Source organism: Vannielia litorea (assembly GCF_018424695.1).
Taxonomy (GTDB): domain Bacteria; phylum Pseudomonadota; class Alphaproteobacteria; order Rhodobacterales; family Rhodobacteraceae; genus Vannielia; species Vannielia litorea_A.
Window position 1 is genome coordinate 17,795 of the sequence record NZ_QTNQ01000015.1, and the last position, 24,051, is coordinate 41,845.

Consider the following 24,051-nt stretch of genomic DNA (forward strand, 5'->3'; position numbering starts at 1 on the left):
CAAGGACGCTCACGCCGATAACGAAGAGTTTGCGGGCAATTCGGAGGCCGTTCGCGGGGGGATTCCCGCTGCGGCCTCCGTGGGGACACAGAAGGAAAGAGTCATGTGGGACTATGTGAAGATCGTGCTTTTCGGCCTGATCGCGCTGCTCGCGGCCATCGCCGCGAACTACGCACGCGATCTGGCCTATATGGTGCACGCGCTCCTCATCTTCGCCATCGCGGCGGGGATGTTCATCTGGGCGGTGCGCACCACCTGGGAGGAAAAACCGGCCATTGAGGTCAACGCCGAGGGCTACATGGACGGTGTCGTGCGCTACGGCGTTGTGGCCACGGCCTTCTGGGGCGTAGTCGGCTTTCTGGTGGGCACGTTCATTGCCTTCCAGCTGGCCTTCCCGCAACTCAACTTCCAGCTTCTGGGCGACGGCATCGGCAACTTCGGGCGGCTGCGCCCGCTGCACACCAGCGCCGTGATCTTTGCCTTCGGGGGCAACGCGCTGATCGCCACCAGCTTCTACATCGTGCAGCGCACCAGCGCGGCCCGGCTCTGGGGCGGCAACCTCGCGTGGTTCGTCTTCTGGGGTTACAACCTGTTCATCATCCTCGCCGCCACCGGCTACCTGCTGGGCGCGACCCAGTCGAAGGAATACGCCGAGCCGGAATGGTATGTTGACTGGTGGCTGACGGTCGTCTGGGTGGCCTACCTGCTCGTCTTCCTGGGCACGATCATGACCCGGAAGGAAAAGCACATCTACGTGGCCAACTGGTTCTTCCTGAGCTTCATCGTGACGGTTGCGATGCTGCACGTGGTCAACAACCTCTCCATCCCGGTGAGCCTCTTCGGCTCCAAATCGGTGCAGGTGTTCGCGGGCGTGCAGGACGCGATGACGCAGTGGTGGTATGGCCACAACGCGGTGGGCTTCTTCCTGACCGCCGGCTTCCTGGGGATGATGTACTACTTCGTGCCGAAGCAGGCCGAACGGCCCGTCTACTCCTACAAGCTGTCGATCATCCACTTCTGGGCGCTGATCTTCCTCTACATCTGGGCCGGTCCGCACCACCTGCACTACACCGCGCTGCCTGACTGGGCCTCGACCCTTGGCATGGTGTTTTCCATCGTGCTGTGGATGCCCAGCTGGGGTGGAATGATCAACGGCCTGATGACGCTGAGCGGCGCATGGGACAAGCTGCGCACCGATCCGATCATCCGGATGATGATCGTCTCCATCGGCTTCTACGGCATGTCGACCTTCGAGGGCCCGATGATGTCGATCCGCGCGGTCAACAGCCTCAGCCACTACACCGACTGGACCATTGGCCACGTGCACTCCGGTGCGCTCGGCTGGAACGGGATGATCACCTTCGGGGCGCTCTACTTCCTGGTGCCGCGCCTGTGGAACCGGGCCAAGCTTTACAGCCTGCCCGCGGTCAACTGGCACTTCTGGCTCGCCACCATCGGGATCGTACTTTACGCCTCCTCGATGTGGGTCACCGGGATCATGGAAGGCCTGATGTGGCGCGAGGTGGATGCCAACGGCTTCCTCGTGAACGCCTTCGCCGACACGGTGAGCGCGAAATTCCCGATGTACGTGGTCCGGGCTCTGGGCGGGGTACTCTACCTTGCCGGTGCGCTGATCATGGCCTGGAACCTGTGGATGACAGTGCGGAAGGGTGAGGCACGTGTGCCTGCCACTGCCGCTGCTGTCGCCGCTGAATAAGGGGGGCCGGAAGAATGGCACTTCTCGACAAGCACAAGATCCTTGAAACCAACGCCACGCTTCTGCTGGTGGGCTCCTTCCTCGTTGTCACCATTGGCGGCATCGTGGAGATCGCCCCGCTCTTCTACCTCGACAACACGATCGAGGATGTGGAGGGGGTGCGGCCCTACAGCCCGCTGGAGCTGACCGGGCGCGACATCTACATCCGCGAGGGCTGCTATGTGTGCCATAGCCAGATGATCCGCCCGATGCGCGACGAGGTGGAGCGCTATGGCCACTACAGCCTCGCGGCGGAGAGCAAATACGACCACCCGTTCCAGTGGGGCTCCAAGCGCACCGGGCCCGACCTGGCCCGCGTGGGCGGGCGCTACTCGGACGAGTGGCACGTGGATCACCTGATCGACCCGCAGAGCGTGGTGCCCGAGAGCGTGATGCCGAGCTACGGCTTTCTGCTCGACCGGCCGATCGAGGGTGAACACGTGGGCGAGCTGATGGCGACGCATCGGATGGTGGGCGTGCCCTACACCGACGAGATGCTGGAGGCTGCCGCCGCGGATTTTGCCGCGCAGGCGGACCCCGACAGCGACTACGACGGGCTGATCGAGCGCTATGGCGACTCTGCGCAGGTGCGCAACTTCGACGGCCAGCCTGAGCTGACCGAGATGGACGCTCTGGTTGCCTATCTTCAGGTGCTGGGCACGATGGTGGATTTCTCCACCTTCCAGCCCGACGAGAGCCGGTAAGGGGAGGAACGCGAAATGGATACCTATTCGTGGATGCGTGAACTGGCCGACAGCTGGGTGCTGCTTGCCATGTTCGTCTTCTTCCTCGGGGTCGTGGTCTGGGCCTTTCGGCCCGGGTCGCGGAAAGACCACGAGGAGAGCGCCCACCTGATCTTCCGGAATGAAAAGACGCCTGCGGGCGCGGGCCTCGAGGAGGCGGAGAAATGAGCAAGAAACCAACAAAGCTCGAGAAGGACATTCCCACGACCGGCCACAGCTGGGACGGGATCCAGGAATACGACAACCCGATGCCGCGCTGGTGGCTCTGGACCTTCTACGCCACCATCGTCTGGGGCATCGGCTATACCATCGCCTACCCGGCCTGGCCGCTGGTGAAGGGGGCAACCGAGGGTGTTCTCGGCTACTCGACCCGGGCCGAGGTGCAGGCCGAGATCGACAGCTTCGACGCCGCCAACGAGGGCATGCGGCAGAAGCTCGTGGCCGCCGATCTGAACGAGATCAACAGCGACCCCGAGTTGGCCAGCTTTGCCCAGAACGCTGGCGGCGCCGTCTTCCGGACCTGGTGCGCCCAGTGCCACGGCTCCGGTGCGGCAGGGGCCAAGGGCTACCCCAACCTGCTGGACGACGACTGGCTCTGGGGCGGTGACATGGAGGCGATCCACTTCACGATCACCCACGGAATCCGCAACGAGGACGACCCGGAAGGCGAGGCCCGCTACTCTGAGATGCCGCGCTTCGGCACCGACGAGCTGCTGGAAAGCGAAGAGATCGACCAGGTGGTGAACTACGTGATGTCGCTCTCCGGCGAGCCGCAGGATGCGTCGATGGTTGAAGCCGGGCAGGTGGTGTTCGAGGACAACTGCGCGGCCTGCCACGGCGACAATGCACAGGGCGACCGGGAGCAAGGCGCGCCGAACCTGTCGGACGCGATCTGGCTGTACGGCGGCGATTACGCCGATGTGCGGGAGTCGGTTTACAACGCGCGCTTCGGCGTGATGCCCAACTGGAATACCCGGTTGAGCGAAGCCGAGATCCGCGCGGTGGCGGCCTATGTGCACACGCGCGGCGGCGGCGAGGAGCCGGCGGAAGAGGCCAGCGAGTAAGCCATCGGCAGAAAAAGTTCGGGCCGCTCCGGGAGACCGGGGCGGCCCTTTTCATGCACAGGTGTCAGTGGGCCACCATCTCGTGGACGATCTCGTTCGGGGTCAGCGACGAGGGGTAGTAGGTGGGCCAGTTCGTGAGTTCCTCCAGCAGGGCGGCGCGATCATCGCCTCAGTAGAGGTGGTAGTGATCGGCCTTCGCGGGGGCGATCTTGTGATCGAAAAACTGGAAGTAGGCGGGTGCGGCGGCATCCCCCTCGGTTTTGGCGAAGACGAAGCGAACGCCGCGATTGCCCTTTTCGTAGGTCAGCACCTCGTAACCATCGTAGGCATAACGCGCCTGCGCCGGGCCATCGGCGCCGTGAAAGGTGACGGTATCGCCCTCGATCACGATCCGGTCGACATCGGTGGCGTAGCCGGTTTCGTAATAGGCGCGGTATTCTTCCGCGGTCTTGTCACCATGCGCGGCCTTGTGGTCCATCACCTCGTCGAGCTTGCCGGAGGTGTGCAGCGGGTAGACCGATTGCCAGTCGCCCTCCCAGTCCGAGAGGGCGCGGTCGGCGATCTGGCTGTCTTCGAAGTAGCCTTTGTAGATCTGCTCGGCCTCCGCATCATGGCTGTGCGCGTGCTTGGTTTCGGCAAGGGCGGGCATGGCGATCAGGAGGGCGGCGAAGGTGGCGCCGAGGAGGTTGGGTTGCATGAGTGTCCTCTCCGGTTGATTCGTTATGTTATATTATAACGTCGCCATCCTAGCCCGGCGCGCATGGCGCCGCAACCCGATGAGGAAGGACAAAAAGGGCCGCTCCGGATCTTCCGGAACGGCCCATCCACTTTGCGGCTGACCTTTCAGGCGTCGGGGAACGCGGTGAGCCGCGGCAGCGTCAGCCGCCAGGGAGAAATCGGACGCGCGGCGGGCTGTTTGCCCTCTGTCGTCCGGGTGGCCGTGAAAAGGGCCGTTGAAAGAATTTTGAACATCTCGTGCCTCCTTTCTGCGCCACGTCTGCATGTTTAATTGCGCTTTTGAGCCGGAAAGGCGAGGATAATAGAAACACACTCGTAAGCTGGACTAACATATGAACCTGCGTGACCTCCCCCCGCCCGCCACGCTGCGGGCCTTTGCCGCCCTGGCCGATGCGGGCTCTGTCACCGCCGCGGGCGAGGCCCTTGGGGTGACTCATGCGGCCATCAGCCAGCAAATCCGCGCGCTGGAAGGCCACCTTGGCGTGGCGCTGGTGGAGCGGCGGGGCCGGAGCGTGCGCTTGACGGAGGCGGGCGAAGAGCTAGGCGCGGCGGTGACCGGCGGCTTTGCGCTGATCGGGGACGCGGTGGCGCGGATCACCGGCCAGGGCGAGGGGCGGCCGGTGCAGATTACCACCACGCCGATGTTCGCCGCGCATTGGCTGATGCCCCGGCTGGCGGGCTTTCGCCAGCGCTTTCCGGAGGTGGAGATCATGCTGAACCCCTCGCCCCAGCTTGCCACGCTCTCCCCGGGCGGCGTGGACATTGCCGTGCGCCACGGCAAGGGCGACTGGCCGGGGGTGGAGGTGGAAATGCTCATCCCGTCCGATCTGGTGATCGTGGCCGCGCCGGAGCTTCTGGAGGGCCGCGCCATCGAGCACGCCGAAGACCTGCTGGCGCTGCCGTGGCTTCAGGAGGTGGGCACGAACGAGGTGGACGACTGGCTGAAGAGCCAGGGGGTGACGGAGGCGCGGGCCAAGTTACACAGCCACCTGCCCGGTAACTTCCTGCTGGATGCGGCCCGCCGGGGCGAAGGCGTGGCGGCCACCACGCGCGCGCTGATCGAGGAAGATATCGCGGCGGGCACGCTCAGGGTGCTGTTCAGCCGCGGGCCGGTTGCGGAGGGCTACCACATCGTCACCCGGCCCGGCCCGCTGCGCCCGCCTGCGGAGAAGTTCAGAAAATGGCTGCGCGCGCAAAAAAACCGGCAGGGTTGACCCAGATCAATGTTCGCGAGTCGGGCGGGGGCTATAAGGGAGACATAGCGAGCCAAGGCACCCTCCCTTCCGCCAGGGCTCCGCACTTCCGGCTAGACCGGATAGGCCCCGGCCCTCCTTCCTGTTCGCGCGTTTCCTTGGAAGGGTCGGGGCCAAGTGCATTTAAACCCCAGTTCAGACCGCGCGCATAAACCGTAGGGGAGAGTCATCTTTTGATTCAGGTCAAGGATGGCCAGCCCACGACATGACATTCACAATCCGAGATATATGCGCGAAAGGGCGTGAGTCGTGAGTACCACCGAACCTGAAGAGCCACAGAGCCTTTATGCGGCCCGTGAGCCGATCTTTCCCCGGCGGGTGAAGGGCAATTTCCGGAACCTCAAGTGGGTCATCATGATCGTGACCCTCGGCATCTACTACGTCACGCCCTGGCTGCGCTGGGACCGGGGGCCCAACCTGCCCGACCAGGCCGTGCTGGTGGACCTCGCCAACCGCCGCTTCTTCTTTTTCTGGATCGAGATCTGGCCGCATGAATTCTACTTCATCGCGGGCCTGCTCATCATGGCCGGGTTGGGCCTTTTTCTCTTCACTTCGGCGCTGGGCCGAGTGTGGTGCGGCTATGCCTGCCCGCAGACGGTGTGGACGGACCTTTACATTCTAGTCGAGCGCTGGATCGAAGGGGATCGCAACGCGCGGCTGCGGCTGCATCGGCAGAAGAAGCTCGATTTCCGCAAGGCGCGGCTGCGGGCCACCAAGTGGCTTGCCTGGCTGCTCATCGCCATGGCGACGGGCGGGGCGTGGGTGTTTTACTTCACCGATGCGCCGACGCTGCTGCGCGACCTCTTCACGCTGAATGCCCACCCGGTGGCCTACACCACGATCGCCGTGCTGACGGCCACCACCTTTGTCTTCGGCGGGTTCATGCGCGAGCAGGTCTGCATCTACATGTGCCCCTGGCCGCGCATCCAAGGCGCAATGATGGACGAGAACACGCTGACCATCGGTTACCGCGACTGGCGCGGCGAGCCGCGCGGCAAGGCGCGTGACCCCAACGCCGGAGACTGCATCGACTGCATGGCCTGCGTGAACGTCTGCCCGATGGGGATCGACATTCGCAACGGGCAGCAGATGGAGTGCATCACCTGCGGGCTGTGCATCGACGCCTGCGACGAGGTGATGGACAAGCTGGACCGCCCGCGCGGGCTGGTGGGCTATCTCGCGATCAGCGACGAGGCACATGAAACGGCGGGCAACAAACCAAAGAGCGTGTGGAAGCACCACATTTTCCGCCCCCGGACCATGCTTTACACCGCGCTCTGGGCGCTTGTGGGCATCGGTCTGGTGGTGGCGCTCTTCATCCGCGACGATATCAGCCTGACGGTCGCCCCGGTGCGCAACCCGGTTTATGTGACCATGTCGGATGGCACGATCCGCAACACCTACGAGCTGCGGCTGCGGAACAAGCATGGCGAAGACCGGCGCTTTGGCATTGCGATCACCGGCAACCCTGCGCTGCGCCTGAGCATCGAGGGCACGCCCTATGGCTCGGTCATGGCGCCGGCGGATGAGACCATGCTGCAGCGGGTGCATGTGCTGGCGCCCGCAGGCTCGGAGGCTGCCGAGGGCGACCTCACCGATTTCCGCTTCTGGGTGGAAGACTTGAGCAACGGTGACAGGGTATACAAGGACAGCACGTTCAACGGGACGGGCACTGGAGAAGGGTCATAACCATGGGTGAGATAACCGGAAAGCAGGTGTTTGCGGTGACGGCCAGCGCCTTTGCTGTCATCATCGGGGTCAACCTCGTGATGGCCTACAAGGCGGTGAGCACCTTCCCCGGGCTGGAGGTGAAAAACTCTTACGTCGCCAGCCAGGAGTTTGACCGCAAGCGCAAGGCGCAGGAGGCGCTGGGCTGGACGGTGGCGCCGAGCTACGAGGGGGGCGAGCTGGCGATTGCGGTGACAGGCCCCGAGGGACGGCCCGCGCTGGTGGAGGGCTTTGCGGCCATGGTGGGGCGCACCACGGAGCGGCAGCACGACGTGTCGCCGGAGTTCACGTATGACGGCAGCCGCTTTGTGGCCCCTCTGGAGCTGGCGCGAGGGCGCTGGGAGATTCGGGTGACGGCACAGGCGGTGGATGGCACGCCCTTCGAGCAGCGCCTTATCCTCACGGTGAAGGGCTGAGGCGGTGGATGGCAGCGTGGAACGCGGCGGCCTGGCGGCCTGTCCCGCCTGCGCAGCACTGCCCGGCGTGGGTGAGGTGGCCGCAGGCGGCGCGGCGGAAAAGGAACTGCTGCTCTCCTTGCCCGAGATCCATTGTGCCGCCTGTATCAGCGGGGTCGAGCGCGTGCTGGCCGCGCAGCCGGGCGTAGCCTCGGCGCGGGTGAACCTGACGCTGAAGCGCGCCACGGTGGAGGCCGAAGAGGCGGTGGAGCCCGGCGCTCTGGTGGCCGCACTCGTGGCGGCAGGCTTCAAGGCGCAGGAACTGGACGCGGGCCTGCTGAGCAGCACCGAGGCGGACCGGGCGGGCCGCGACCTGCTGATGCGCCTCGCCGTGGCCGGCTTTGCGATGATGAACGTGATGCTCCTCTCCGTCGCCGTCTGGAGCGGGGCCGAGGGGGCGACGCGCGACCTGTTTCACTGGATCAGCGCGGCCATCGCCTTCCCCGCCGTGGGATTTGCCGGGCGGCCCTTCTTTGCCTCAGCTGCCGTGGCGCTGCGCGCTCGGCGGCTGAACATGGACGTGCCGATCACGCTGGCGATCCTGATGGCGCTGGGCACCTCGCTTTACGAGACGATCCATTCGGGCGCGCATGCCTATTTCGACGCGGCGCTGTCGCTCACCTTCTTCCTGCTGGCGGGGCGGTATCTCGACTATCGCACGCGGGCCGTGGCGCGCTCTGCCGCCGAGGAACTGGCGGCGCTGGAGGTGCCCCGCGCGGTGCGACTGGCGGGCGGCGCGGAGGAGGTGGTGGCTGTGGGCGAGCTGGCACCGGGCGACATGGTGCTGGTGCGCCCCGGCGGGCGGATGCCGGTGGACGGGGTGATCGTGGAGGGCACGAGCGAGTTGGACCGCGCCCTGCTGACGGGCGAAACGCGCCCCGTCGCCGCCGCGGTGGGCCAGGTGGTGAGCGCGGGCGAGGTGAACCTGACGGGCCCGCTCACCGTGCGGGTGACGGCGGCGGGCAAGGACAGCTCGCTGCACCGCATGGCTGACCTCGTGGCCGTCGCGGAGAGCGCGAAGAACAAATACACCTCGCTCGCCGACCGGGCGGCGGGGCTTTATGCGCCGGGGGTGCATATCCTCTCGGCGCTGGCGGGGATCGGCTGGTTCGTGGCGACGATGGATGCGCGGGTGGCGCTGAACATCGCCGCCGCCGTGCTGATCATCACCTGCCCCTGCGCGCTGGGCCTCGCGGTGCCTGCGGTGGTCACCGCCGCTTCGGGCAAGCTCTTCCGCAAGGGGCTGCTCATCAAGGACGGCACGGCGCTGGAGCGGCTGGCGGAGGTGAGCCACGTGGTGTTCGACAAGACCGGCACGCTGACGATGGGCACGCCGGAACCGGTGAACCTGGGCGATGTGCCCGAGGCGGCCAGGCGCGCCGCGCTGTCACTCGCCATGGGCTCGGGCCACCCGCTGGCGGTGGCGCTGACCGGCGCGCTGCGAGCAGAGGGGGTGCTGCCGCTGCCGGTAGAGGGCCTGCGCGAGGTGCCGGGCTATGGCACCGAGGCGATGGCCGAGGGCAGGGTGCTGCGGCTGGGCCGGGCGGAATGGGTTGGCGCCGAGGCGGGCGAAGAGACGGCGACTTGGCTTTCGGTCGACGGGGCGGCGCCGGTGGCCTTCACCTTCGCCGACCGGCTGCGCCCGGGCGCGGCGGAGGCCGTGGCGGCGCTGAAGGCGGCAGGGTGCCAGGTTGAGCTGCTCTCGGGCGATGCGCCGGGGGCGGTGGCCCGCTTTGCTGGCGCGCTTGGCATAGAGACCTTCCGCGCAGGCGTGCTGCCCGCCGAGAAGGCGGCGCGGGTGGAGGCGTTGCAGGCCGGGGGCGCGAAGGTGCTGATGGTGGGCGACGGGCTGAACGACACCGCCGCGCTGGCCGCCGCCCATGCCAGCGTGAGCCCCGCCACCGCGCTGGATGCGGCCCGCGTGGCCTCGGACATCGTGCTGCTGGGCGAGAGCGTGGCGCCGGTGGCCGATGCTGTGACCATGTCGCGCAAAGCCGTGCGGCGCATCCGCGAGAACTTCCAGATTGCCACGGCCTACAACGTCATCGCGGTGCCGCTGGCGGTGGCCGGGATGGCCACGCCGCTGGTGGCGGCGTTGGCGATGTCGGCCAGCTCGATCACCGTTTCGCTCAACGCGCTGAGGCTGCGGTAATGGAAATTCTCGTCTACCTCATCCCGATCTCTCTGATTCTCGGCGGCCTTGGCCTCGGGGCCTTTTGGTGGGCCGTGAAGAGCCGCCAGTTCGACGACCCGGAGGGCGACAGCCGCCGCATCCTCTCGGACGAGTGGGACGACCAGCCGAGGCCGTAGCACCCAGAATTTTCGTACGAAAATTCGTTGGCCCGGAATGATTTGCGCCCGGCGGATCACTCCACCGGGCGCGTCCCTCGTTATCTCTTGTGAGCCTCAGCCCTGGCCGGGCTCGAGCGCGGTGCAGGTGGTGCCGCGCGCCTCCAGGCGGGCGCAGGCGAGCCTGGCCTTGTTGGCGGAGAGGCCGACGAAGATCGCCTCGAAGCCGCCTTTGCGGTTGTTCACCTTGCGCAGCGAACCATCGAGCGTTTCCATCTCTTTCAGGGCCGTCTTCAGCAGCACCTTCTCGGCGGAGAAACGCGACGGATACTTGCCCAGCGAGATCGCCCAGAGCTTGCCGCCGGAGGTGGAGGTGCGTGTGATGACAACCGGCTCTTCCGGCTGGATGCGGGCCGGGGCTGCTGCGAGCGCGGCGGGGGCCGCCTCGGCAGAGGCCAGCTGCACGCCCTCGGGTGCGGGGCGGGCCGTGCGCACCGGGCGCGGCTTGGGCAGGAGCGCGGACGAGATGGCGGGGCCACCGGCGGCGGTGAAGCCGCCCGGCTCTTCGGCCACGGCCATCTCCAGATCACCCGCGGAGCCCGGCACCTCTTCGACATCGGCATCCACCACGGGGCGCGCGACGGGGCTGACGGAGGCGAGCGTGAGCGTCTCGCCCGCCTCGCCATCCTTGACGGGCGCATCCTTCAGCTCGGCGAGGGCCTCGGCCACTTGCGCTTCGTTCTCAAGGTCGGCGGCGGGCGCGGCGCTGGCCAGCTTGGCCACCTCTTCTGCGGCGGGCTGCGCAGGCACGGCCTCTGCCACGGCCTCGTTGACCACGGCGGCGACGGCCGAATCGATCTCTTCGGAGAGCGCGGCGAGCAGCAGCTCGTCTGCGGCGTCCGTGGCCGGCGCAGCGGGCTCGCTGCCCGGGCGGCGGCGCGGCCGGAGAGACTTGGCCACGGTGCCGCTGACGCGAATCGTCTTGCCCTTGTAGATGCCTTCGCCGGTCTTGGGCGCGGGCGTGGGCGACTCGAGCTGAGCCGTCATGACAGGCGCGGGGCCGTTGTCATTGGGGGTGTAGGCGGGCTTGGAGGGCTTGCGCGTGGCCACGCGGGTGGGCGCGCGGCGGAAGCCCAGATCGAGCAGTTCCGCCACCTTGGCGTTGCGCGTGGCCGAGCTCCGCCCGCCGAAGACGGTTGCGATGATGCGCTCGTTACCGCGCTCGGCGGAAGCCACGAGGTTGAAGCCGGCGGCGCGGGTGTAGCCCGTCTTGATGCCGTCGGCGCCCTTGTAGGCGGCCAGCAGGCGGCGGTTGGTGTTGTGCACCGTCTTGCCCATGGTCGAGGTGCTCATCCGCGAGAACAGGTTGTAGTACTCGGGGTAGTCGTAAAACAGGTGGCGGCCCAGCGTTGTCATGTCGGAGGCGGTCGACAGGTGGCCCGATTCGGTGAGGCCGTGGGCGTTTTTGAAGGTGGTGCGCGACATGCCCAGCGCGGCGGCGGTGCGGTTCATCCGGCGGGCGAAGGCAGCTTCGGAGCCCGAGATCCCCTCGCCGATGGCGGTGGCGGCATCATTGGCCGACTTCACCGAGGCCGCGCGGATCAGGTAGCGCAGCGCCACGCGCTGGCCCGATTTGAGGCCGATCTTCGAGGGCGGCTCTGCGGCGGCCTTCTTGGAGATGAGGATGGGGGTATCGAGCGTCAGCTCGCCGTGCTCCACGGCCTGGAAGGCCACGTAGAGGGTCATCATCTTGGTCAGAGACGCGGGGTGAAGCCGCGTGTCTGCATTGCGAGAGTGCAGCACCTCGCCGGTGCGTGCGTCGATCACCATGGCTGCGTAGGGCGCCGCGCCAGCGCGCAGCGAAATGCCCAGAAGCGTGATCAGGAATAGTCCGATAAGGAGGCCAAAACGGCCCCTGTGGGAGAGCGTGCTCACGTCGCTTGCCTTTTACTGCCTCAGGCCGCCGGATTTTTCCGGTCGGCAATTTTTGTATTGATTTGATACCACGCTAGCACAGGAATTTTCGTGCGAAAACAGGGCATTTTAGTGGCTTTTTAAGGTTGCAGCGATGCCACATGCGCAACATCTAGCGTGCCGATTGGGGCCACTCCGCTAGATGCACTATCCGATCTCGGCGACCAGCGCCGGAAGTTCGCCCAAGTCTGAAATTTCGCGGAAGCGGGATTGCGCCTTTGGCGGCTCGGCGTGCTCCAGCGCCCAAGCCATCTCGTGCGGCACGAAAACGCCCCAGGCCCCGGTGTCGAGCGCGGGAAGAACATCGGATTTCATAGAGTTCCCCACCATCATCGCCTGGCCCGCGCCGTGCCCCGCGAAGATTCGCGCATAGGTTTCCGGTGTCTTGTGGCTGACGATCTCGACGGCATCGAAGAGATCACCGAGGCCCGATTGCGCCAGCTTGCGCTCCTGATCCAGCAGATCGCCCTTGGTGATGAGGGCGATCCGGTGGGTGCCTGCCAGCGCCTCGACCGCGGCACGTGCGTGCGGGAGCAGCTCTATCGGGTGCGAGAGCATCTCCTGCCCGGAAGCGAGGATCTGGCCGATCACCTCGCCCGGCACCCGGTGCTCGGTGACCTCCAGCGCGGTTTCGATCATCGACAGCATGAAGCCCTTGATGCCGAATCCGTAGTGCCCGATGTTGCGCCGCTCGGCCTCCAGCAGCCGGGCGTCGAGATGTTCGGGCGCGGCGAAATCACCCAGCAGCTCGGCGAATCTCTCCTGGGTGAGCTGGAAGAAGCGCTCGTTGTGCCAAAGCGTATCATCGGCATCGAAGCCAATGGTGCGGAGTGTCTGCGACGTTGTGCCGGGCATTTTGCGTGTTTCTCACGGTGCGCACCCTTTTCAGGGCGGGTTCTGGCCATATATAACGGCCCCGATATCCCTTGCACCACACCAAGACACCGGAGCGCCATGCGCCTTGAGCCCATCACCATGTCGCAAGACGACGAAGACGACGCCATCGGCGGCGATCCGGCGATTGCGCTGAAGACGAAGCCCAAGACGAAGAAGCCGCCGATGTACAAGGTGCTGCTTCTGAACGACGATTACACGCCGATGGAATTCGTGGTCCATGTGTTGGAGCGGTTCTTCAACATGACCCATGCGCAGGCCTTCGAGATCATGCTGGCGGTGCACAAGAAGGGGCTTGCCGTGGTCGGCGTGTTCAGCCACGAGGTGGCCGAAACCAAGGTGGCGCAGGTGATGGACTTTGCCCGGCGGCACCAGCACCCGCTGCAATGCACCATGGAAAAGGAGTAGGGCCACGGCCCTCCCCGCGATGACTTCCCGATTGAAGATGGCGCTCGAAGCGGGCGCAGTCACCCTGCCCGAGGGGCGGATCGCAGTGTTTCGGCCCGGCGCGTGCGAGGCTTGGCTGCCTGAGGGCGCCGAGGTGATCACCGGGTTCTACCCCGATTTCGCCGCATGGGAGGCCCGTGGCCTGCCCGTGGCCCGCGCGCCGGAAGGTGATTACGCGGGCGCCGTGGTTTGCGTGCCGCGCGCCAAGGCGCTGGCGCGGGACTTGCTGGCGCAGGCCGCAGCACTCGGCGGCCCGGTGCTGGTGGACGGGGCCAAAACCGACGGCGTGGAGAGCCTGTGGAAGGCTGCGCGCAAGCAGGGCGAGGCCTCGGCGGCCTTTTCCAAGGCGCATGGCAAGGTGTTTGCCGTCACCGACGGCGATTTCTCAAGCTGGCGGCTGCCGGATGTGAGCGCAGCCGAGGGCGGCTGGGTGACGGCGCCAGGCGTGTTCTCGGCGGACGGGCCGGATGCGGGCTCTGAGCTGCTGGCGGGAGCCCTCCCCGCGCAGATGAAGGGCCGGGTGGCTGATCTGGGCGCGGGCTGGGGCTTTCTGGCCGCCGCCGTCTTGAAACGCGAGGGCGTTACGGCGGTGGAGCTGGTGGAGGCCGAATGGGCCGCGCTGGAGGCCGCCCGGGTGAATGTGACCGACGCCCGTGCGCGCTTCACCTGGGGCGATGCCACGCAGCCGCTGGCCGAGCCGGTGGACCACGTGGTGATGAACCCGCCCTTCCACCCGGCGCGCGCCGCCGATCCGGCGCTTGGCACCGCCTTCATCGCCTCTGCCGCCGCGTCACTGAAGCCGTCGGGCAAGCTATGGATGGTGGCCAACCGGCATTTGCCCTATGAGGCCGCCCTTGCCGGGCATTTCGGCGAGGTCAGCGAGATTGGCGGCGACACCCGTTTCAAGCTCTTCAGCGCCGCGCGGCCCGCTCGCCAAGCGCGCAGATAACCACTAAGCTGCGGCCCCATTGGCCGTGATGAGGGAACCCACATGAGCTTTTCGATCAAGGGCAAGAGCTGCATCGTCACCGGCGCGAGCCATGGGTTGGGCCTTGCGATTGCCCGGCATTTCGCCGCGCATGGAGCCAATGTGATGGCCGCCGACAACAATGACAAGCGGCTGGCCGAGGAGTTTGCCTCCGAGGCCGAGGCCGAGGGCAGCCGGTTGCGCTACTTTGCCGGCGACCTGCGCCAGCGGCTGTGCCAGGCCAACCTGCTTTCGGCGGCGATCGACGCCTTCGACCGGGTGGATGTGCTGGTGAATGCCTACCGCGTGGTGCTGCCCTCCGATCCCGGCGATCCGGACGAGGATGCCGTGGAGGAGTTGATTCAGCAGAACCTGATGACCTCGCTGCGGATGACCCAGCTTGTCGCCAAGCGCTTCGCGAAGCAGGCCGAGGCCGAAGCCGAGGAGACCGACGGCGAGCGGGGCTGTGTGATCAACCTCAGCTCGATCGCCGCCCGGCGCACCCACCCGCGGCTTCTGGCCTATTCGGTTTCGACCGCCGCGCTCGACCAGATGACGCGCTCCATGGCGGTGGCGCTGGCGCCGGAGCGGATCAGGGTGAACGCGGTGAGCTTCGGCTCGGTGCTGACGACCTCGCTGAACAAGGCGGTGAACGAGCACGAGGGCTACCGCGAAGACATCGTGGAACACACGCCGATGGGCCGCATTGCTCAGCCCTCCGAGGTGGCCGAGGTGGTGCAGTTCCTTGCGTCGCAGGGCGCTGGATTCCTGACCGGTCAGGTGGTGACGATGGACGGCGGACGCTCGCTGCTGGACCCTGTGGGCGCCCCGGCACACTGACGCGCCGGACGGGAAACGATTTTTCGTACGAAAAATCGTGGCTCGGGCCTCAGCCGCGCGCAGCGATCCGGCGGTCGATGGCGTCCCAGATGGCACCGGCGACATTGATGCCGTCGAAGCGCTCCAGTTCCTGGATGCCGGTGGGCGAGGTCACGTTGATCTCGGTCAGCCAGTCGCCGATCACGTCGATCCCGACAAAGACCTGCCCGCGCTCACGCAGGAGCGGGCCGATGCGGGCGCAGATCTCGCGGTCGCGCTCGGTAAGTTCCACCTTCACCGGCTTGCCGCCGACGTGCATGTTGGAGCGGGTCTCTCCCTCAAGCGGCACGCGGTTGATCGCGCCCACTGGGTCGCCATCGACGAGAATCACCCGTTTGTCGCCCTTGGAGACGGCGGGCAGGAATTTCTGGGCGATGAGCGGCTCGCGGTTGATGCCGGTGAAGAGCTCGTGCAGCGAAGCAAGGTTGCGGTCGTCCGGGCCGAGGCGGAAGACACCGGCGCCGCCGTTGCCGTAGAGCGGCTTGACGATGATGTCTCCATGTTCCGCCTTGAAGGCCTTCAGCGCGTCGAGGTCGCGGGCGATGGTGGTGGGGGGCGTCAGATCGGGGAAGTTCAGCACGAGGAGCTTCTCGGGGCTGTTGCGCACCCAGAAGGGGTCATTCACCACCAGCGTCTTGCCCCCGATCTGCTCAAGGATGTGGGTGGTGGTGATATAGCCCATGTCGAAGGGCGGGTCCTGACGGAGCCAGACCACATCCATCTCCGCCAGCTGGATCTCCAGCGGCGCCCCCAGGGTGAAATGATCTCCCTGCACCCGGCGCAACTCCAGCGGCCAGCCCTGCGCCACCACGCGGCCTTCCTTCCAGGTCAGCTTGTCGGGTGTGTAGTAGAACAGCTCCCAGCCGCGGGCCTGCGCCTCTTCGGCAAGGCGAAAGCTGCTGTCGGCGTTGATATCGACAGCGCCGATCGGATCCATCTGAAAGGCGACCTTCATCGCGCATCCCTCTTGTTGTCTGCTCTTCTGTCATGGCGGAGCAGGCGGGGAGTTGCAACGGCTCAGGCGGTGAGCGCCCCTTCGAGAATGCGCACCTCACCCTGCGCATTCACCAGGGCGAGGTCAAAGCGCATGGGGGTGGAGAGCGCGGTGGGGTAGCGGCCGACGTATTCGGAGGCGGCGGCCATGATGCGCGCCACCTGCTGCGGCGTCACGGCCTCGGCGGCCATGTCGAAGGTGCGGCTCTGCTTCACCTCGACGAAGACGACTGTATCGGGTGACTCCACCACGAGGTCGATCTCGCCGCCCTCGCCGCGCCAGCGCCGCTCGGTCACGCGCCCGCCGCACGCCTCGTAGTCACGGGCGACGGAGTCTTCGGCCATGAGGCCCGCGTGGTAGCTGCGGCGCCCACGGGCGCGGCGGGCCGGGCTTGGCGCAAAATCGAAGGGCATCAGGCATCTCCATCGCGGCCGGTCAGCGCAAGTGCGCGCTGGTACATCTCTCTCTTGGGCTGCCCGAAGGCAGCGGCCACCTCTGCGGCGGCCTCCTTCACCCTGAGCCGCCCCAAGGCCTCGCGCAGCGCGCCGTCGATGGCCTCGGGATCGGCCTCGGCCTGCGCGGCGCGGCCGATCACCAGCACGATCTCGCCACGCGGTGGATCGGCCTCCACCGAGGTGCAAAGCTCCGCAAGCGTGCCGCGGCGCACCTCCTCGAACTTCTTGGTGAGTTCGCGGGCGAGCGCGGCGGGGCGGGTGCTTCCGGCAGTATCGCGGAGAAGGGTTAGCAAAGCGTTTATGCGTTTGGGCGATTCGAAGAGGATGACGGTGGAGTGCAGCGCCGACACCTCTTCGACGAAGCGTTTCCGCGCCCCGCCGGAGGCGGGAGGGAAGCCTGCAAAGGTGAACCTGTCGGAGGGCAGCCCGGAGAGCGTGAGCGCCGCGATGGCCGCCGAGGGGCCGGGCGCGGTGGTGGTGGGGATGCCCCGCGCGGCGGCTTCGCGGCCCAGTTCGAACCCCGGATCTGCCACCAGCGGCGAGCCCGCCTCGCTGACATAGGCCACCGAGGCGCCTTCGGCGGCCAGTTTCAGCAGGCCGTTGCGCGCGGAGGCCGAAGAATGGTCGTGATGGGCGATCACCCGGCGCCCGGCGAGCGGCACGCCGTGAAGCTCCAGCAGCTTGCGGGCGGTTCTGGTATCTTCCGCCGCGATCACATCGGCGGAGGCCAGCACATCGAGCGCGCGCAGGGTGATATCCCGGGCCGAGCCGATGGGTGTGGCGACAAAGTAGAGCCCGGCGGCGAGCGGGGTCTTGCGCCAGGGGGTTCCGCCCGAAGGCTCAGACATTTACTTGGCTCCCGCAGATGTTAGAATTGGCGGGACCTGGCCGTTGACACCGAGGCCCCGAGGCCCTGAAGGAGTATCCCATGTTTGCGTCGCTGACGACACCCCGCCGCCTGGCGGCCAAGCTCTTTGCCGCAGGTGCAATTGCCCTGCTTGCCGCCTGTGATCCTGCCATGATGGGCGGCGTGGGCGGAAACTCCGGCCCCAAGATCGACGCCACCCGCGCAGTGCCCGTGGCCCTGCTGGTGCCCGCCGGTTCCAGGCGGAGCGGCGACGACGTGCTGGCCAAGACCCTGGAAAACGCCGCGCGCCTTGCCATCGCCGACCTTGACGGCGCGCAGATCGACCTGCGGGTTTACAACACCGCCGGGAACGCGGCCACCGCCGCCCGGCAAGCGCAGGCTGCCGTGGATGCGGGCGCCAAGATCATCCTCGGCCCGGTCTACGGCGAGGCGGCCAACGCCGCCGGTGTGGCCGTCGCCGACGAGGGCGTGAACGTGCTGGCCTTCTCCAACAACCCTGAAATCGCGGGCGGCAACGTCTTCGTGCTGGGCCCGACCTTCGAGAATACGGCCAGCCGCCTCGTCAGCTATGCCCGCCGCCAGGGCAAGGGCAAGATCTTCACCGTGCACGCCCGGTCGGTCGCAGAGGAGATCGGCCGCGATGCCATCGCCTCGGCGATTCGCAGCAGCGGCGCCACCAATGCCGGGTCGGCCTCGTTCGAACTGTCGCAGCAGGGCCTCGTGGCGGCTGTGCCCACGATCGTGTCGCAGGCCAAGGCCTCGGGTGCGAACGCGGTGTTCTTCACCTCGACCAACGACGGGGCGATGCCCTTCCTTGCGCAGCTCCTGCCGGAAGCGGGCCTTTCGCCCTCGAGCACCCAGTTCATCGGGCTGGGACGGCTGGACATTCCGCGTGAGGCGCTCACCCAGCCCGGGCTTCAGGGCGCCTGGTTCGCCCTGCCCGACAACACCCTCTACACCAACTTCCAGAACCGCTATGCCGCGCGCTACGGCGGCACCCCGCACCCCATGGCCGGGCTGGCCTATGACGGCATTGCAGCCATCGGCGCCCTGGTGGAACGCGAAGGCTCCAACGCGCTGACCCGGGGCGCCCTGACCCGGGGGTCGGGCTTTGCCGGCACCGGGGGCATCTTCCGGCTGCGCGGGGACGGCACCAACCAGCGTGGCCTCGCCATCGCCCAGATCCGCAATAACCAGGTGGTTGTCCTTGACCCGGCCCCAAGAAGCTTCGGTGGCGCCGGTTTCTGACCGGCGCGCCACTGACGGCGCTTTCCTGCCCGACCCGATCGCCCCCTCCGGCGTGCTGCTGTGCCCGCCGGAGGAGATCATCGACCCCACTGCCCTTGCCAGCGCCCTCGAGGCGGACTGCGCGTCGGCGGAGGGCGACGCCATGGCGCTGCGCGGCCTCATCACCCGCCGTCTGAATGCCGCCGCGAAAGCCGGGCGCGCGCTGATCGGCAGCGCCTTTGAAGAACAGCCGCTGCGCGCGCGGGAGATGGTGCATGCCTATGCCTACCTGACCGACGGGCTGGTGGTGACGGCCTTCTGGGCCGTCCGGCGCTTCTTGCACCCGCTGCACAATCCCACCACCGCCGAGCAGCTCGCGCTCTGTGCCGTGGGTGGCTATGGCCGCGCCGAGATGAGCCCGCAGTCGGATGTGGACCTGCTGTTTCTGACGCCCTACAAGATCACCCCCTGGGCGGAGAGCGTGATCGAGAGCACGCTTTATATCCTGTGGGATCTGCACATGAAGGTGGGCCACGCCACCCGCACGGTGAAAGACTGCCTGCGGCTGGGCAAGCAGGATTACACCATCCGCACCGCCCTGATCGAGTTGCGCTTTCTTGCCGGCGACAAAGGGCTGGAGGTGGAGCTGCACGATAAGCTGCAGTCAAACCTTTTTGCGAGCACCGGCAAGGAGTTCATCGAGGCCAAGCTGGAAGAGCGCGGCGAACGGCACAAGAAGCAGGGTGGCCAGCGCTACATGCTGGAGCCCAACGTGAAGGAGGGCAAGGGCGGGCTGCGCGACCTTCAGAGCCTGTTCTGGATCGCCAAGTACATCCACCACGTCGACAAGATCGAAGAGCTGGTGCCGCTGGGCGTGTTCACCCCGGAGGAATACTGGGCCTTCGAGCAGGCGGAGAACTTTCTGTGGGCGGTGCGGGCCCATCTGCACCTGATCGCGGGCCGCCCGGCGGACCAGCTGACCTTCGACATGCAGATCGAGGTGGCCGAGCGCATGGGCTATGCCGACAGCACCGGGCGGCGCGGCGTGGAGCATTTCATGCAGGATTACTTCCGCCACGCGACGATGGTGGGGGAGCTCACGCGCATCTTCCTCACCGCGCTGGAGGCGGACCACGCCAAGAAGCTGCCGCAGCTCGTGGGGCTGCTGCGCCGCCGCAAGGTGAAGCCGGGCTACGAGGTGCGGCAGATGCGCCTCGACGTGACGGATGAGGCCGCCTTCCTCGCAGACAAGCTGAACCTGCTGCGGATATTCGAGGAAGCCCTGCGCACCGGATTGCTCATCCACCCCGATGCGATGCGCCTTGTCACAGCCAATCTCGACCTGATCGACGACGAGATGCGCGCCGACAAGGAGGCCGCGCGCATCTTCCTCGACCTGCTGGTGAAGCACGGCAACCCTGAGCGGGCGCTGCGGCGGATGAACGAGCTTGGCGTGCTCTCGGCTTTCATCCCCGAATTCGCCCCGATCGTGGCGATGATGCAGTTCAACATCTATCACCACTACACGGTGGACGAGCACACCATCCAATGCATCTCGCAACTCGCCCAGATCGAGCGTGAGGAGCTGGAGGAAGACCTGCCGGTGGCCAGCCGGATCCTGAAGAAAGGGGTCAACCGCAAGGTGCTTTACCTTGCGCTGCTGTTTCACGACATCGGCAAGGGCCGGCAGGAGGACCACTCGGTGCTGGGCGCGAAGATCGCCCGCGCCGTGCTGCCGCGCTTTCACCTCAAGCCGCGCGAGGCGGAGGATGTGGAGTGGCTGGTGCGCTATCACCTGTTGATGTCGGACATGGCCCAGAAGCGCGACCTCAGCGATCCGCGAACCATCCGCAGCTTCGCCCGCGCGGTGAAGACCAAGAAGCGGCTGGACCTGCTGACGGTTCTGACGGTTTGCGACATTCGCGGCGTCGGCCCCGAGACCTGGAACAACTGGAAGGCCCAGCTGCTGCGCAACCTCTACCGGCAGACCGCCGACGGGCTGGAGAACGGGTTGGAAGACCTGAATCGCGACAAGCAGTCCGCCGAGGCCCGCCGACAGCTGCGCGATGCGCTGGAGCATTGGGACAAGGCGGATGTGCGCGCGGAGCTGGCCCGGCATTACGACCCCTACCTGCAAGGCCTGTCGACGCAGACGCAGGTGATCATCGCGGAGCTGCTTCAGGGGATTGGCGATGACGAGATCCGCATTGACCTGACGCCGGACGACGACCGCGATGCCACCCGCGCCGCCTTTGCCATGGCCGACCATCCGGGCCTGTTCGCGCGCATCGCTGGCGCGCTGGCGCTGGTGGGGGCGAACGTGGTGGATGCGCGGACCTACACCACCAAGGACGGCTATGCGACCTCGGCCTTCTGGATTCAGGATGCCGATGGAAACCCCTATTCGATGAACAAGCTGGACCGGCTGCGCGCGATGATCTCGCGCACGCTTAAGGGCGAGGTGCTGGCCCGCGCCGAGCTGACCAAGAAGGACAAGTTCAAGAAGCGCGAGCGGAGCTTCCGCTTTCCGACAACCATCAGCTTCGACAACGAGGGGTCGGAGATTTACACCATCATCGAGGTCGACACCCGCGACAGGCCCGGCCTGCTTTATGACCTCGCCCGCACCCTCTCGGAGCGGAACCTTCAGATTGCCTCTGCGGTGATTGCCACCTACGGCGCGCAGGCGGTGGACAGCTTTTACGTGAAGGACATGTTCGGGCTGAAGATTCACAGCGAGAGCAAGCAGAAGGCCATCGAGGCGAAGCTGAAGGAAGCGGTTCAGGCGGGCACCGACAGGGCGAACGGGTAGGCTGGCCAAGCGCGGCGCGGGGTGCCAAAAGCGCCCGGCAGCCAGAAGGTGCCCCGGCATGACCCTTACCCAGCTACTCGTTCTCGCCTTCGCAGGTCTTGTGGCCGGTGTGCTCAATGCCGTTGCTGGTGGCGGCACTTTTCTGACCTTCCCCGCGCTTGTCTGGTTTGGCCTGCCGCCGGTGGCCGCCAATGCCACGTCGACCCTCGCGGCGATGCCCGGCTACATCGGCAGCGCATGGGCCTTCCGGCATGACATGCGGGCCGAGGGCACGCTGGGGCTTCGGCCAATCCTTGCCTGCGCGGCCCTGGGCAGCCTTCTGGGTGCGGGCCTGCTGATCGTGACTCCGGGGGAGGTGTTTTCCGGCGCGGTGCCCTGGCTGCTGCTGGTGGCAACGCTGCTCTTCGCCGCCGGGCCGACCCTGCTGCGGCTGCTGCGCCGGAACGGGCGGGGCGACGCCGGGCCGCTGGTGGCCGCCCTCACCCTGATCGCAGTCTCCACCTATGGCGGCTACTTCAATGGGGGCCTCGGGATCATCCTGCTCGCCGCCTTCGGGCTACTCGGCTACACCGACATTCACGGGATGAACGGGCTGAAGTGCCTGCTCTCGGCGGTGATCTCGGTTCTCTCCGCCGTGGCCTTCGCCTTCAGCGGCCTCATCGCCTGGGCCCCGGCCCTCGTCATAGCCATCGCCATCACGATCGGCGGGGTGATCGGCGCGCGCCAGAGCCGCAAGATCAGGCGCACCGGGGTGATCCGGGCCTTTGTCACGCTTGTGGGTCTTGCCATGACGATTGCCTTCTTCGTGACCTGACGCGGGCAATTCCCCCCGGCTGTGCGAAAGCGTATAGTCGCGCAAAACAAACCGAGCAGCGCCATGCAACCCATCCGCCTGATCAAGGGCTTTCTGACCGTCGGACTCTGGACGCTGATGAGCCGCGTCATGGGGTTTGCGCGCGATATCCTCATCGCGGCGCGGCTGGGGGACGGGCCGGTGGCGGAGGCTTTCGTGGTGGCTTTCACCCTGCCCAACATGTTCCGCCGGTTCTTTGCCGAGGGGGCCTTCAACCTCGCCTTCGTGCCGATCTTCTCCAAGAAGCTGGAGGCGGAGGACGGGGCGAAGGAATTTGCGCGGGATGCCTTTGCGGGGCTGGCGGGGGTGCTGATCGTGTTCACGCTGCTGGCGCAGCTCGTAATGCCGTGGCTGGTGCTGGCGATGGCGAGCGGCTTTGCCGAGGACGAGCGGCTGGACCTGGCCACCACCTTCGGGCGCATCTGCTTTCCCTACATCCTGTTCATCTCGCTGGCGGCGCTGCTCTCGGGAGTGCTGAACGCCACGGGGCGCTTTGCCGCCGCCGCCGCCGCGCCGGTGCTGCTGAACGTGATCCTCGTGGGCGTGATGCTCACCGCCTCGGCGCAGGGCTGGGACTTTGGCCTTGCCCTGTCCTGGGCGGTGCCGGTGGCGGGCGTGGCGCAGATGGCGCTGGTCTGGGTGGCGGCTTCGCGGGCGGGATTCCGGCTTGTGCCGCGGATGCCGCGGATGACGCCGGAGCTGAAGCGGCTTGCCATCATCGCGGCCCCGGCGGCCTTGGCGGGGGGCGTGTTGCAGGTGAACCTTTTGGTGAGCCGTCAGGTGGCCAGCTTCTATGACGGGGCGATCCAGTATCTGAACCTTGCCGACCGGCTCTATCAACTGCCGCTCGGCGTGGTGGCCATCGCGATTGGCGTGGTCCTGTTGCCGGAACTCTCGCGGCGGCTTGCGGCGGGCGATGAGAAGGCCGGGCAGGACGGATTTAACCGGGCGACGGAATTTGCGCTGGTGCTCACCGTGCCTGCCGCCGTGGCGCTGGTGCTGGTGGCGGGGCCGATCTGCTCTGTGCTGTATCAGCGCGGGGCTTTCGACGCAGCCGCCGCAGAGGCGACGGCGCTGGCCACCGCCGCCTATGGCCTCGGGCTGCCCGCCTTCGTGCTGCAAAAGGTGCTGCAACCGCTTTATTACGCCCGGCATGACACCCGCCGCCCGATGAACTACGCCCTCGTCGCCATGGTGGTGAACGCAGTCGCCGCCATTGGCCTCGCCCTCGCCTTCGGCTTCGTCGGCGCGGCGCTGGGGACCACGGTGGCGGGCTGGGCGATGGTGGTGCTGCTCTGGGCGGGCTCGCGCGAGATGGGCGCGGCCTCGCAGGTGGATGCCCGCCTGATGCGCCGCCTGCCCCGCATCGCGCTGTCGGCCGCGCTGATGGGGGCCGTTCTGCTGGCTGTTGAGTGGGCGTTGGGTGAGGCGCTCTATACGGCCGGGGTGCGCTACTGGGCGCTGCTGGCGCTGGTGATGGCCGGGATCGTGAGCTACTTCGCGGCGGCCCATGTGACAGGCGCGTTGCGGTTGGGCGAGTTGAAGTCGGCGATGCGGCGCGGCGGGCGCAAGGCGGAGAGTCATCAAGATAACTGATGCCTGGCGTCAAAACTATTCATTTTGGTTGTGGGTCGCGACACCTTAGATAGGGGGCA

General features: G+C 66.8%; 22 protein-coding genes and 1 pseudogene. 16 read left to right on the plus strand and 7 right to left on the minus strand.

Annotated features, from left to right (window positions below; all coding sequences use genetic code 11):
- The first annotated feature begins 103 nt into the window (after positions 1-103).
- The 4 genes from ccoN to ccoP are packed head-to-tail and all read left to right on the plus strand — an operon-like array spanning position 104 to position 3,563.
- Positions 104-1,717, plus strand: coding sequence for a cytochrome-c oxidase, cbb3-type subunit I (ccoN, locus tag DYI42_RS07610; RefSeq protein WP_213545334.1), 1,614 nt, complete (start codon positions 104-106; stop codon positions 1,715-1,717).
- Positions 1,718-1,731: 14 nt separating this feature from the next.
- Entirely contained in the window at positions 1,732-2,460 is a 729-nt protein-coding gene (gene ccoO, locus DYI42_RS07615; protein WP_213545335.1) for a cytochrome-c oxidase, cbb3-type subunit II, read from the plus strand.
- 15 nt (positions 2,461-2,475) lie between these two features.
- Positions 2,476-2,667 (plus strand): cbb3-type cytochrome c oxidase subunit 3, encoded by a 192-nt coding sequence (locus DYI42_RS07620; RefSeq protein ID WP_213545336.1) that lies wholly within the window; start codon positions 2,476-2,478, stop codon positions 2,665-2,667.
- On the plus strand, positions 2,664-3,563 hold the full coding sequence (ccoP, locus tag DYI42_RS07625) for a cytochrome-c oxidase, cbb3-type subunit III (protein WP_213545337.1): 900 nt from the start codon (positions 2,664-2,666) through the stop codon (positions 3,561-3,563). The genes DYI42_RS07620 and ccoP overlap by 4 nt, the downstream gene beginning before the upstream one ends.
- 64 nt (positions 3,564-3,627) lie before the next feature.
- On the opposite strand, the pseudogene DYI42_RS07630 reads toward ccoP, so the two are convergent.
- Both DYI42_RS07630 and DYI42_RS24460 read right to left on the minus strand, forming a co-directional pair.
- Positions 3,628-4,260 (minus strand): annotated as a pseudogene (locus DYI42_RS07630) (ZinT family metal-binding protein).
- A gap of 146 nt (positions 4,261-4,406) precedes the next feature.
- A complete protein-coding gene (locus tag DYI42_RS24460; RefSeq protein ID WP_274608803.1) occupies positions 4,407-4,535 on the minus strand; it encodes a hypothetical protein in 129 nt (42 codons plus the stop codon).
- A 98-nt stretch (positions 4,536-4,633) separates the two neighbouring features.
- On the opposite strand from DYI42_RS24460, the gene DYI42_RS07635 reads away from it, so the two are divergent.
- The 5 genes from DYI42_RS07635 (at position 4,634) to ccoS (ending at position 10,047) form a co-directional block, all read left to right on the plus strand.
- Positions 4,634-5,515, plus strand: a complete 882-nt coding sequence (locus DYI42_RS07635) for a LysR family transcriptional regulator (RefSeq protein WP_213545338.1) — start codon at positions 4,634-4,636, stop codon at positions 5,513-5,515.
- A 288-nt stretch (positions 5,516-5,803) separates the two neighbouring features.
- Positions 5,804-7,243: a cytochrome c oxidase accessory protein CcoG gene (ccoG, locus tag DYI42_RS07640; RefSeq protein WP_213545339.1), complete on the plus strand. Its 1,440-nt coding sequence runs from the start codon at positions 5,804-5,806 to the stop codon at positions 7,241-7,243.
- 2 nt (positions 7,244-7,245) lie between these two features.
- Complete coding sequence (locus tag DYI42_RS07645) at positions 7,246-7,698, plus strand: FixH family protein (protein ID WP_213545340.1); 453 nt, start codon at positions 7,246-7,248, stop codon at positions 7,696-7,698.
- Positions 7,699-7,714: 16 nt separating this feature from the next.
- A complete protein-coding gene (locus DYI42_RS07650) occupies positions 7,715-9,889 on the plus strand; it encodes a heavy metal translocating P-type ATPase (protein ID WP_213545341.1) in 2,175 nt (724 codons plus the stop codon).
- Positions 9,889-10,047 (plus strand): cbb3-type cytochrome oxidase assembly protein CcoS, encoded by a 159-nt coding sequence (gene ccoS, locus DYI42_RS07655; protein WP_213545342.1) that lies wholly within the window; start codon positions 9,889-9,891, stop codon positions 10,045-10,047. The genes DYI42_RS07650 and ccoS overlap by 1 nt, the downstream gene beginning before the upstream one ends.
- Before the next feature lie 96 nt (positions 10,048-10,143).
- On the opposite strand, the gene DYI42_RS07660 is transcribed toward ccoS, so the two are convergent.
- Together DYI42_RS07660 and DYI42_RS07665 are read right to left on the minus strand one after the other, a co-directional pair.
- The gene (locus DYI42_RS07660) at positions 10,144-11,856 is read right to left on the minus strand and encodes a D-alanyl-D-alanine carboxypeptidase family protein (protein WP_213545378.1); all 1,713 of its coding nucleotides are present in this window, start codon (positions 11,854-11,856) and stop codon (positions 10,144-10,146) included.
- A 291-nt stretch (positions 11,857-12,147) separates the two neighbouring features.
- Positions 12,148-12,855 carry an HAD family hydrolase gene (locus DYI42_RS07665; protein WP_213545343.1) on the minus strand — a complete coding sequence of 236 codons (708 nt, stop codon included), beginning with the start codon at positions 12,853-12,855 and terminating at the stop codon, positions 12,148-12,150.
- A 99-nt stretch (positions 12,856-12,954) separates the two neighbouring features.
- Here DYI42_RS07665 and clpS point away from each other — a divergent pair, with 99 nt between their 5' ends.
- The 3 genes from clpS to DYI42_RS07680 are packed head-to-tail and all read left to right on the plus strand — an operon-like array spanning position 12,955 to position 15,148.
- On the plus strand, positions 12,955-13,302 hold the full coding sequence (gene clpS / locus DYI42_RS07670; protein WP_213545344.1) for an ATP-dependent Clp protease adapter ClpS: 348 nt from the start codon (positions 12,955-12,957) through the stop codon (positions 13,300-13,302).
- Positions 13,303-13,321: 19 nt separating this feature from the next.
- Complete coding sequence (locus DYI42_RS07675; RefSeq protein ID WP_213545345.1) at positions 13,322-14,290, plus strand: class I SAM-dependent methyltransferase; 969 nt, start codon at positions 13,322-13,324, stop codon at positions 14,288-14,290.
- A 42-nt stretch (positions 14,291-14,332) separates the two neighbouring features.
- Positions 14,333-15,148, plus strand: coding sequence for an SDR family NAD(P)-dependent oxidoreductase (locus DYI42_RS07680; protein WP_213545346.1), 816 nt, complete (start codon positions 14,333-14,335; stop codon positions 15,146-15,148).
- 49 nt (positions 15,149-15,197) lie between these two features.
- Here the strand turns inward: DYI42_RS07680 and gshB are convergent, their stop codons facing one another.
- The 3 genes from gshB to rsmI form a co-directional block, all read right to left on the minus strand.
- Positions 15,198-16,142, minus strand: coding sequence for a glutathione synthase (gene gshB / locus DYI42_RS07685; protein WP_213545347.1), 945 nt, complete (start codon positions 16,140-16,142; stop codon positions 15,198-15,200).
- A 62-nt stretch (positions 16,143-16,204) separates the two neighbouring features.
- Positions 16,205-16,594, minus strand: coding sequence for a YraN family protein (locus DYI42_RS07690; protein WP_213545348.1), 390 nt, complete (start codon positions 16,592-16,594; stop codon positions 16,205-16,207).
- Positions 16,594-17,484, minus strand: a complete 891-nt coding sequence (gene rsmI / locus DYI42_RS07695) for a 16S rRNA (cytidine(1402)-2'-O)-methyltransferase (protein WP_213545349.1) — start codon at positions 17,482-17,484, stop codon at positions 16,594-16,596. The genes DYI42_RS07690 and rsmI overlap by 1 nt, the downstream gene beginning before the upstream one ends.
- 80 nt (positions 17,485-17,564) lie before the next feature.
- Here rsmI and DYI42_RS07700 point away from each other — a divergent pair, with 80 nt between their 5' ends.
- From DYI42_RS07700 to murJ, 4 genes are all read left to right on the plus strand, one after another.
- Positions 17,565-18,752 carry a penicillin-binding protein activator gene (locus DYI42_RS07700; RefSeq protein WP_213545350.1) on the plus strand — a complete coding sequence of 396 codons (1,188 nt, stop codon included), beginning with the start codon at positions 17,565-17,567 and terminating at the stop codon, positions 18,750-18,752.
- On the plus strand, positions 18,712-21,543 hold the full coding sequence (locus tag DYI42_RS07705) for a [protein-PII] uridylyltransferase (protein ID WP_213545351.1): 2,832 nt from the start codon (positions 18,712-18,714) through the stop codon (positions 21,541-21,543). The genes DYI42_RS07700 and DYI42_RS07705 overlap by 41 nt, the downstream gene beginning before the upstream one ends.
- 58 nt (positions 21,544-21,601) lie before the next feature.
- Positions 21,602-22,357 (plus strand): sulfite exporter TauE/SafE family protein, encoded by a 756-nt coding sequence (locus DYI42_RS07710; RefSeq protein WP_213545352.1) that lies wholly within the window; start codon positions 21,602-21,604, stop codon positions 22,355-22,357.
- A gap of 63 nt (positions 22,358-22,420) precedes the next feature.
- Positions 22,421-23,992 carry a murein biosynthesis integral membrane protein MurJ gene (gene murJ, locus DYI42_RS07715; protein WP_213545353.1) on the plus strand — a complete coding sequence of 524 codons (1,572 nt, stop codon included), beginning with the start codon at positions 22,421-22,423 and terminating at the stop codon, positions 23,990-23,992.
- Positions 23,993-24,051 lie beyond the last annotated feature (59 nt).

What these genes read in the sequence shown, in the direction of transcription:
- DYI42_RS24460 (WP_274608803.1), bottom strand. Translation starts at nt 4,535, where the DNA reads ATGTTCAAAATTCTTTCAACGGCCCTTTTCACGGCCACCCGGACGACA.
- DYI42_RS07660 (WP_213545378.1), bottom strand. Translation starts at nt 11,856, where the DNA reads ATGGTGATCGACGCACGCACCGGCGAGGTGCTGCACTCTCGCAATGCA.
- rsmI (WP_213545349.1), bottom strand. Translation starts at nt 17,484, where the DNA reads ATGTCTGAGCCTTCGGGCGGAACCCCCTGGCGCAAGACCCCGCTCGCC.
- DYI42_RS07710 (WP_213545352.1), top strand. Translation starts at nt 21,602, where the DNA reads ATGACCCTTACCCAGCTACTCGTTCTCGCCTTCGCAGGTCTTGTGGCC.
- DYI42_RS07665 (WP_213545343.1), bottom strand. Translation starts at nt 12,855, where the DNA reads ATGCCCGGCACAACGTCGCAGACACTCCGCACCATTGGCTTCGATGCC.
- DYI42_RS07635 (WP_213545338.1), top strand. Translation starts at nt 4,634, where the DNA reads ATGAACCTGCGTGACCTCCCCCCGCCCGCCACGCTGCGGGCCTTTGCC.
- ccoN (WP_213545334.1), top strand. Translation starts at nt 104, where the DNA reads ATGTGGGACTATGTGAAGATCGTGCTTTTCGGCCTGATCGCGCTGCTC.
- DYI42_RS07645 (WP_213545340.1), top strand. Translation starts at nt 7,246, where the DNA reads ATGGGTGAGATAACCGGAAAGCAGGTGTTTGCGGTGACGGCCAGCGCC.
- gshB (WP_213545347.1), bottom strand. Translation starts at nt 16,142, where the DNA reads ATGAAGGTCGCCTTTCAGATGGATCCGATCGGCGCTGTCGATATCAAC.
- DYI42_RS07675 (WP_213545345.1), top strand. Translation starts at nt 13,322, where the DNA reads ATGACTTCCCGATTGAAGATGGCGCTCGAAGCGGGCGCAGTCACCCTG.
- clpS (WP_213545344.1), top strand. Translation starts at nt 12,955, where the DNA reads ATGCGCCTTGAGCCCATCACCATGTCGCAAGACGACGAAGACGACGCC.
- ccoS (WP_213545342.1), top strand. Translation starts at nt 9,889, where the DNA reads ATGGAAATTCTCGTCTACCTCATCCCGATCTCTCTGATTCTCGGCGGC.
- murJ (WP_213545353.1), top strand. Translation starts at nt 22,421, where the DNA reads ATGCAACCCATCCGCCTGATCAAGGGCTTTCTGACCGTCGGACTCTGG.
- DYI42_RS07680 (WP_213545346.1), top strand. Translation starts at nt 14,333, where the DNA reads ATGAGCTTTTCGATCAAGGGCAAGAGCTGCATCGTCACCGGCGCGAGC.
- ccoP (WP_213545337.1), top strand. Translation starts at nt 2,664, where the DNA reads ATGAGCAAGAAACCAACAAAGCTCGAGAAGGACATTCCCACGACCGGC.
- DYI42_RS07700 (WP_213545350.1), top strand. Translation starts at nt 17,565, where the DNA reads ATGTTTGCGTCGCTGACGACACCCCGCCGCCTGGCGGCCAAGCTCTTT.
- ccoO (WP_213545335.1), top strand. Translation starts at nt 1,732, where the DNA reads ATGGCACTTCTCGACAAGCACAAGATCCTTGAAACCAACGCCACGCTT.
- DYI42_RS07620 (WP_213545336.1), top strand. Translation starts at nt 2,476, where the DNA reads ATGGATACCTATTCGTGGATGCGTGAACTGGCCGACAGCTGGGTGCTG.
- DYI42_RS07690 (WP_213545348.1), bottom strand. Translation starts at nt 16,594, where the DNA reads ATGCCCTTCGATTTTGCGCCAAGCCCGGCCCGCCGCGCCCGTGGGCGC.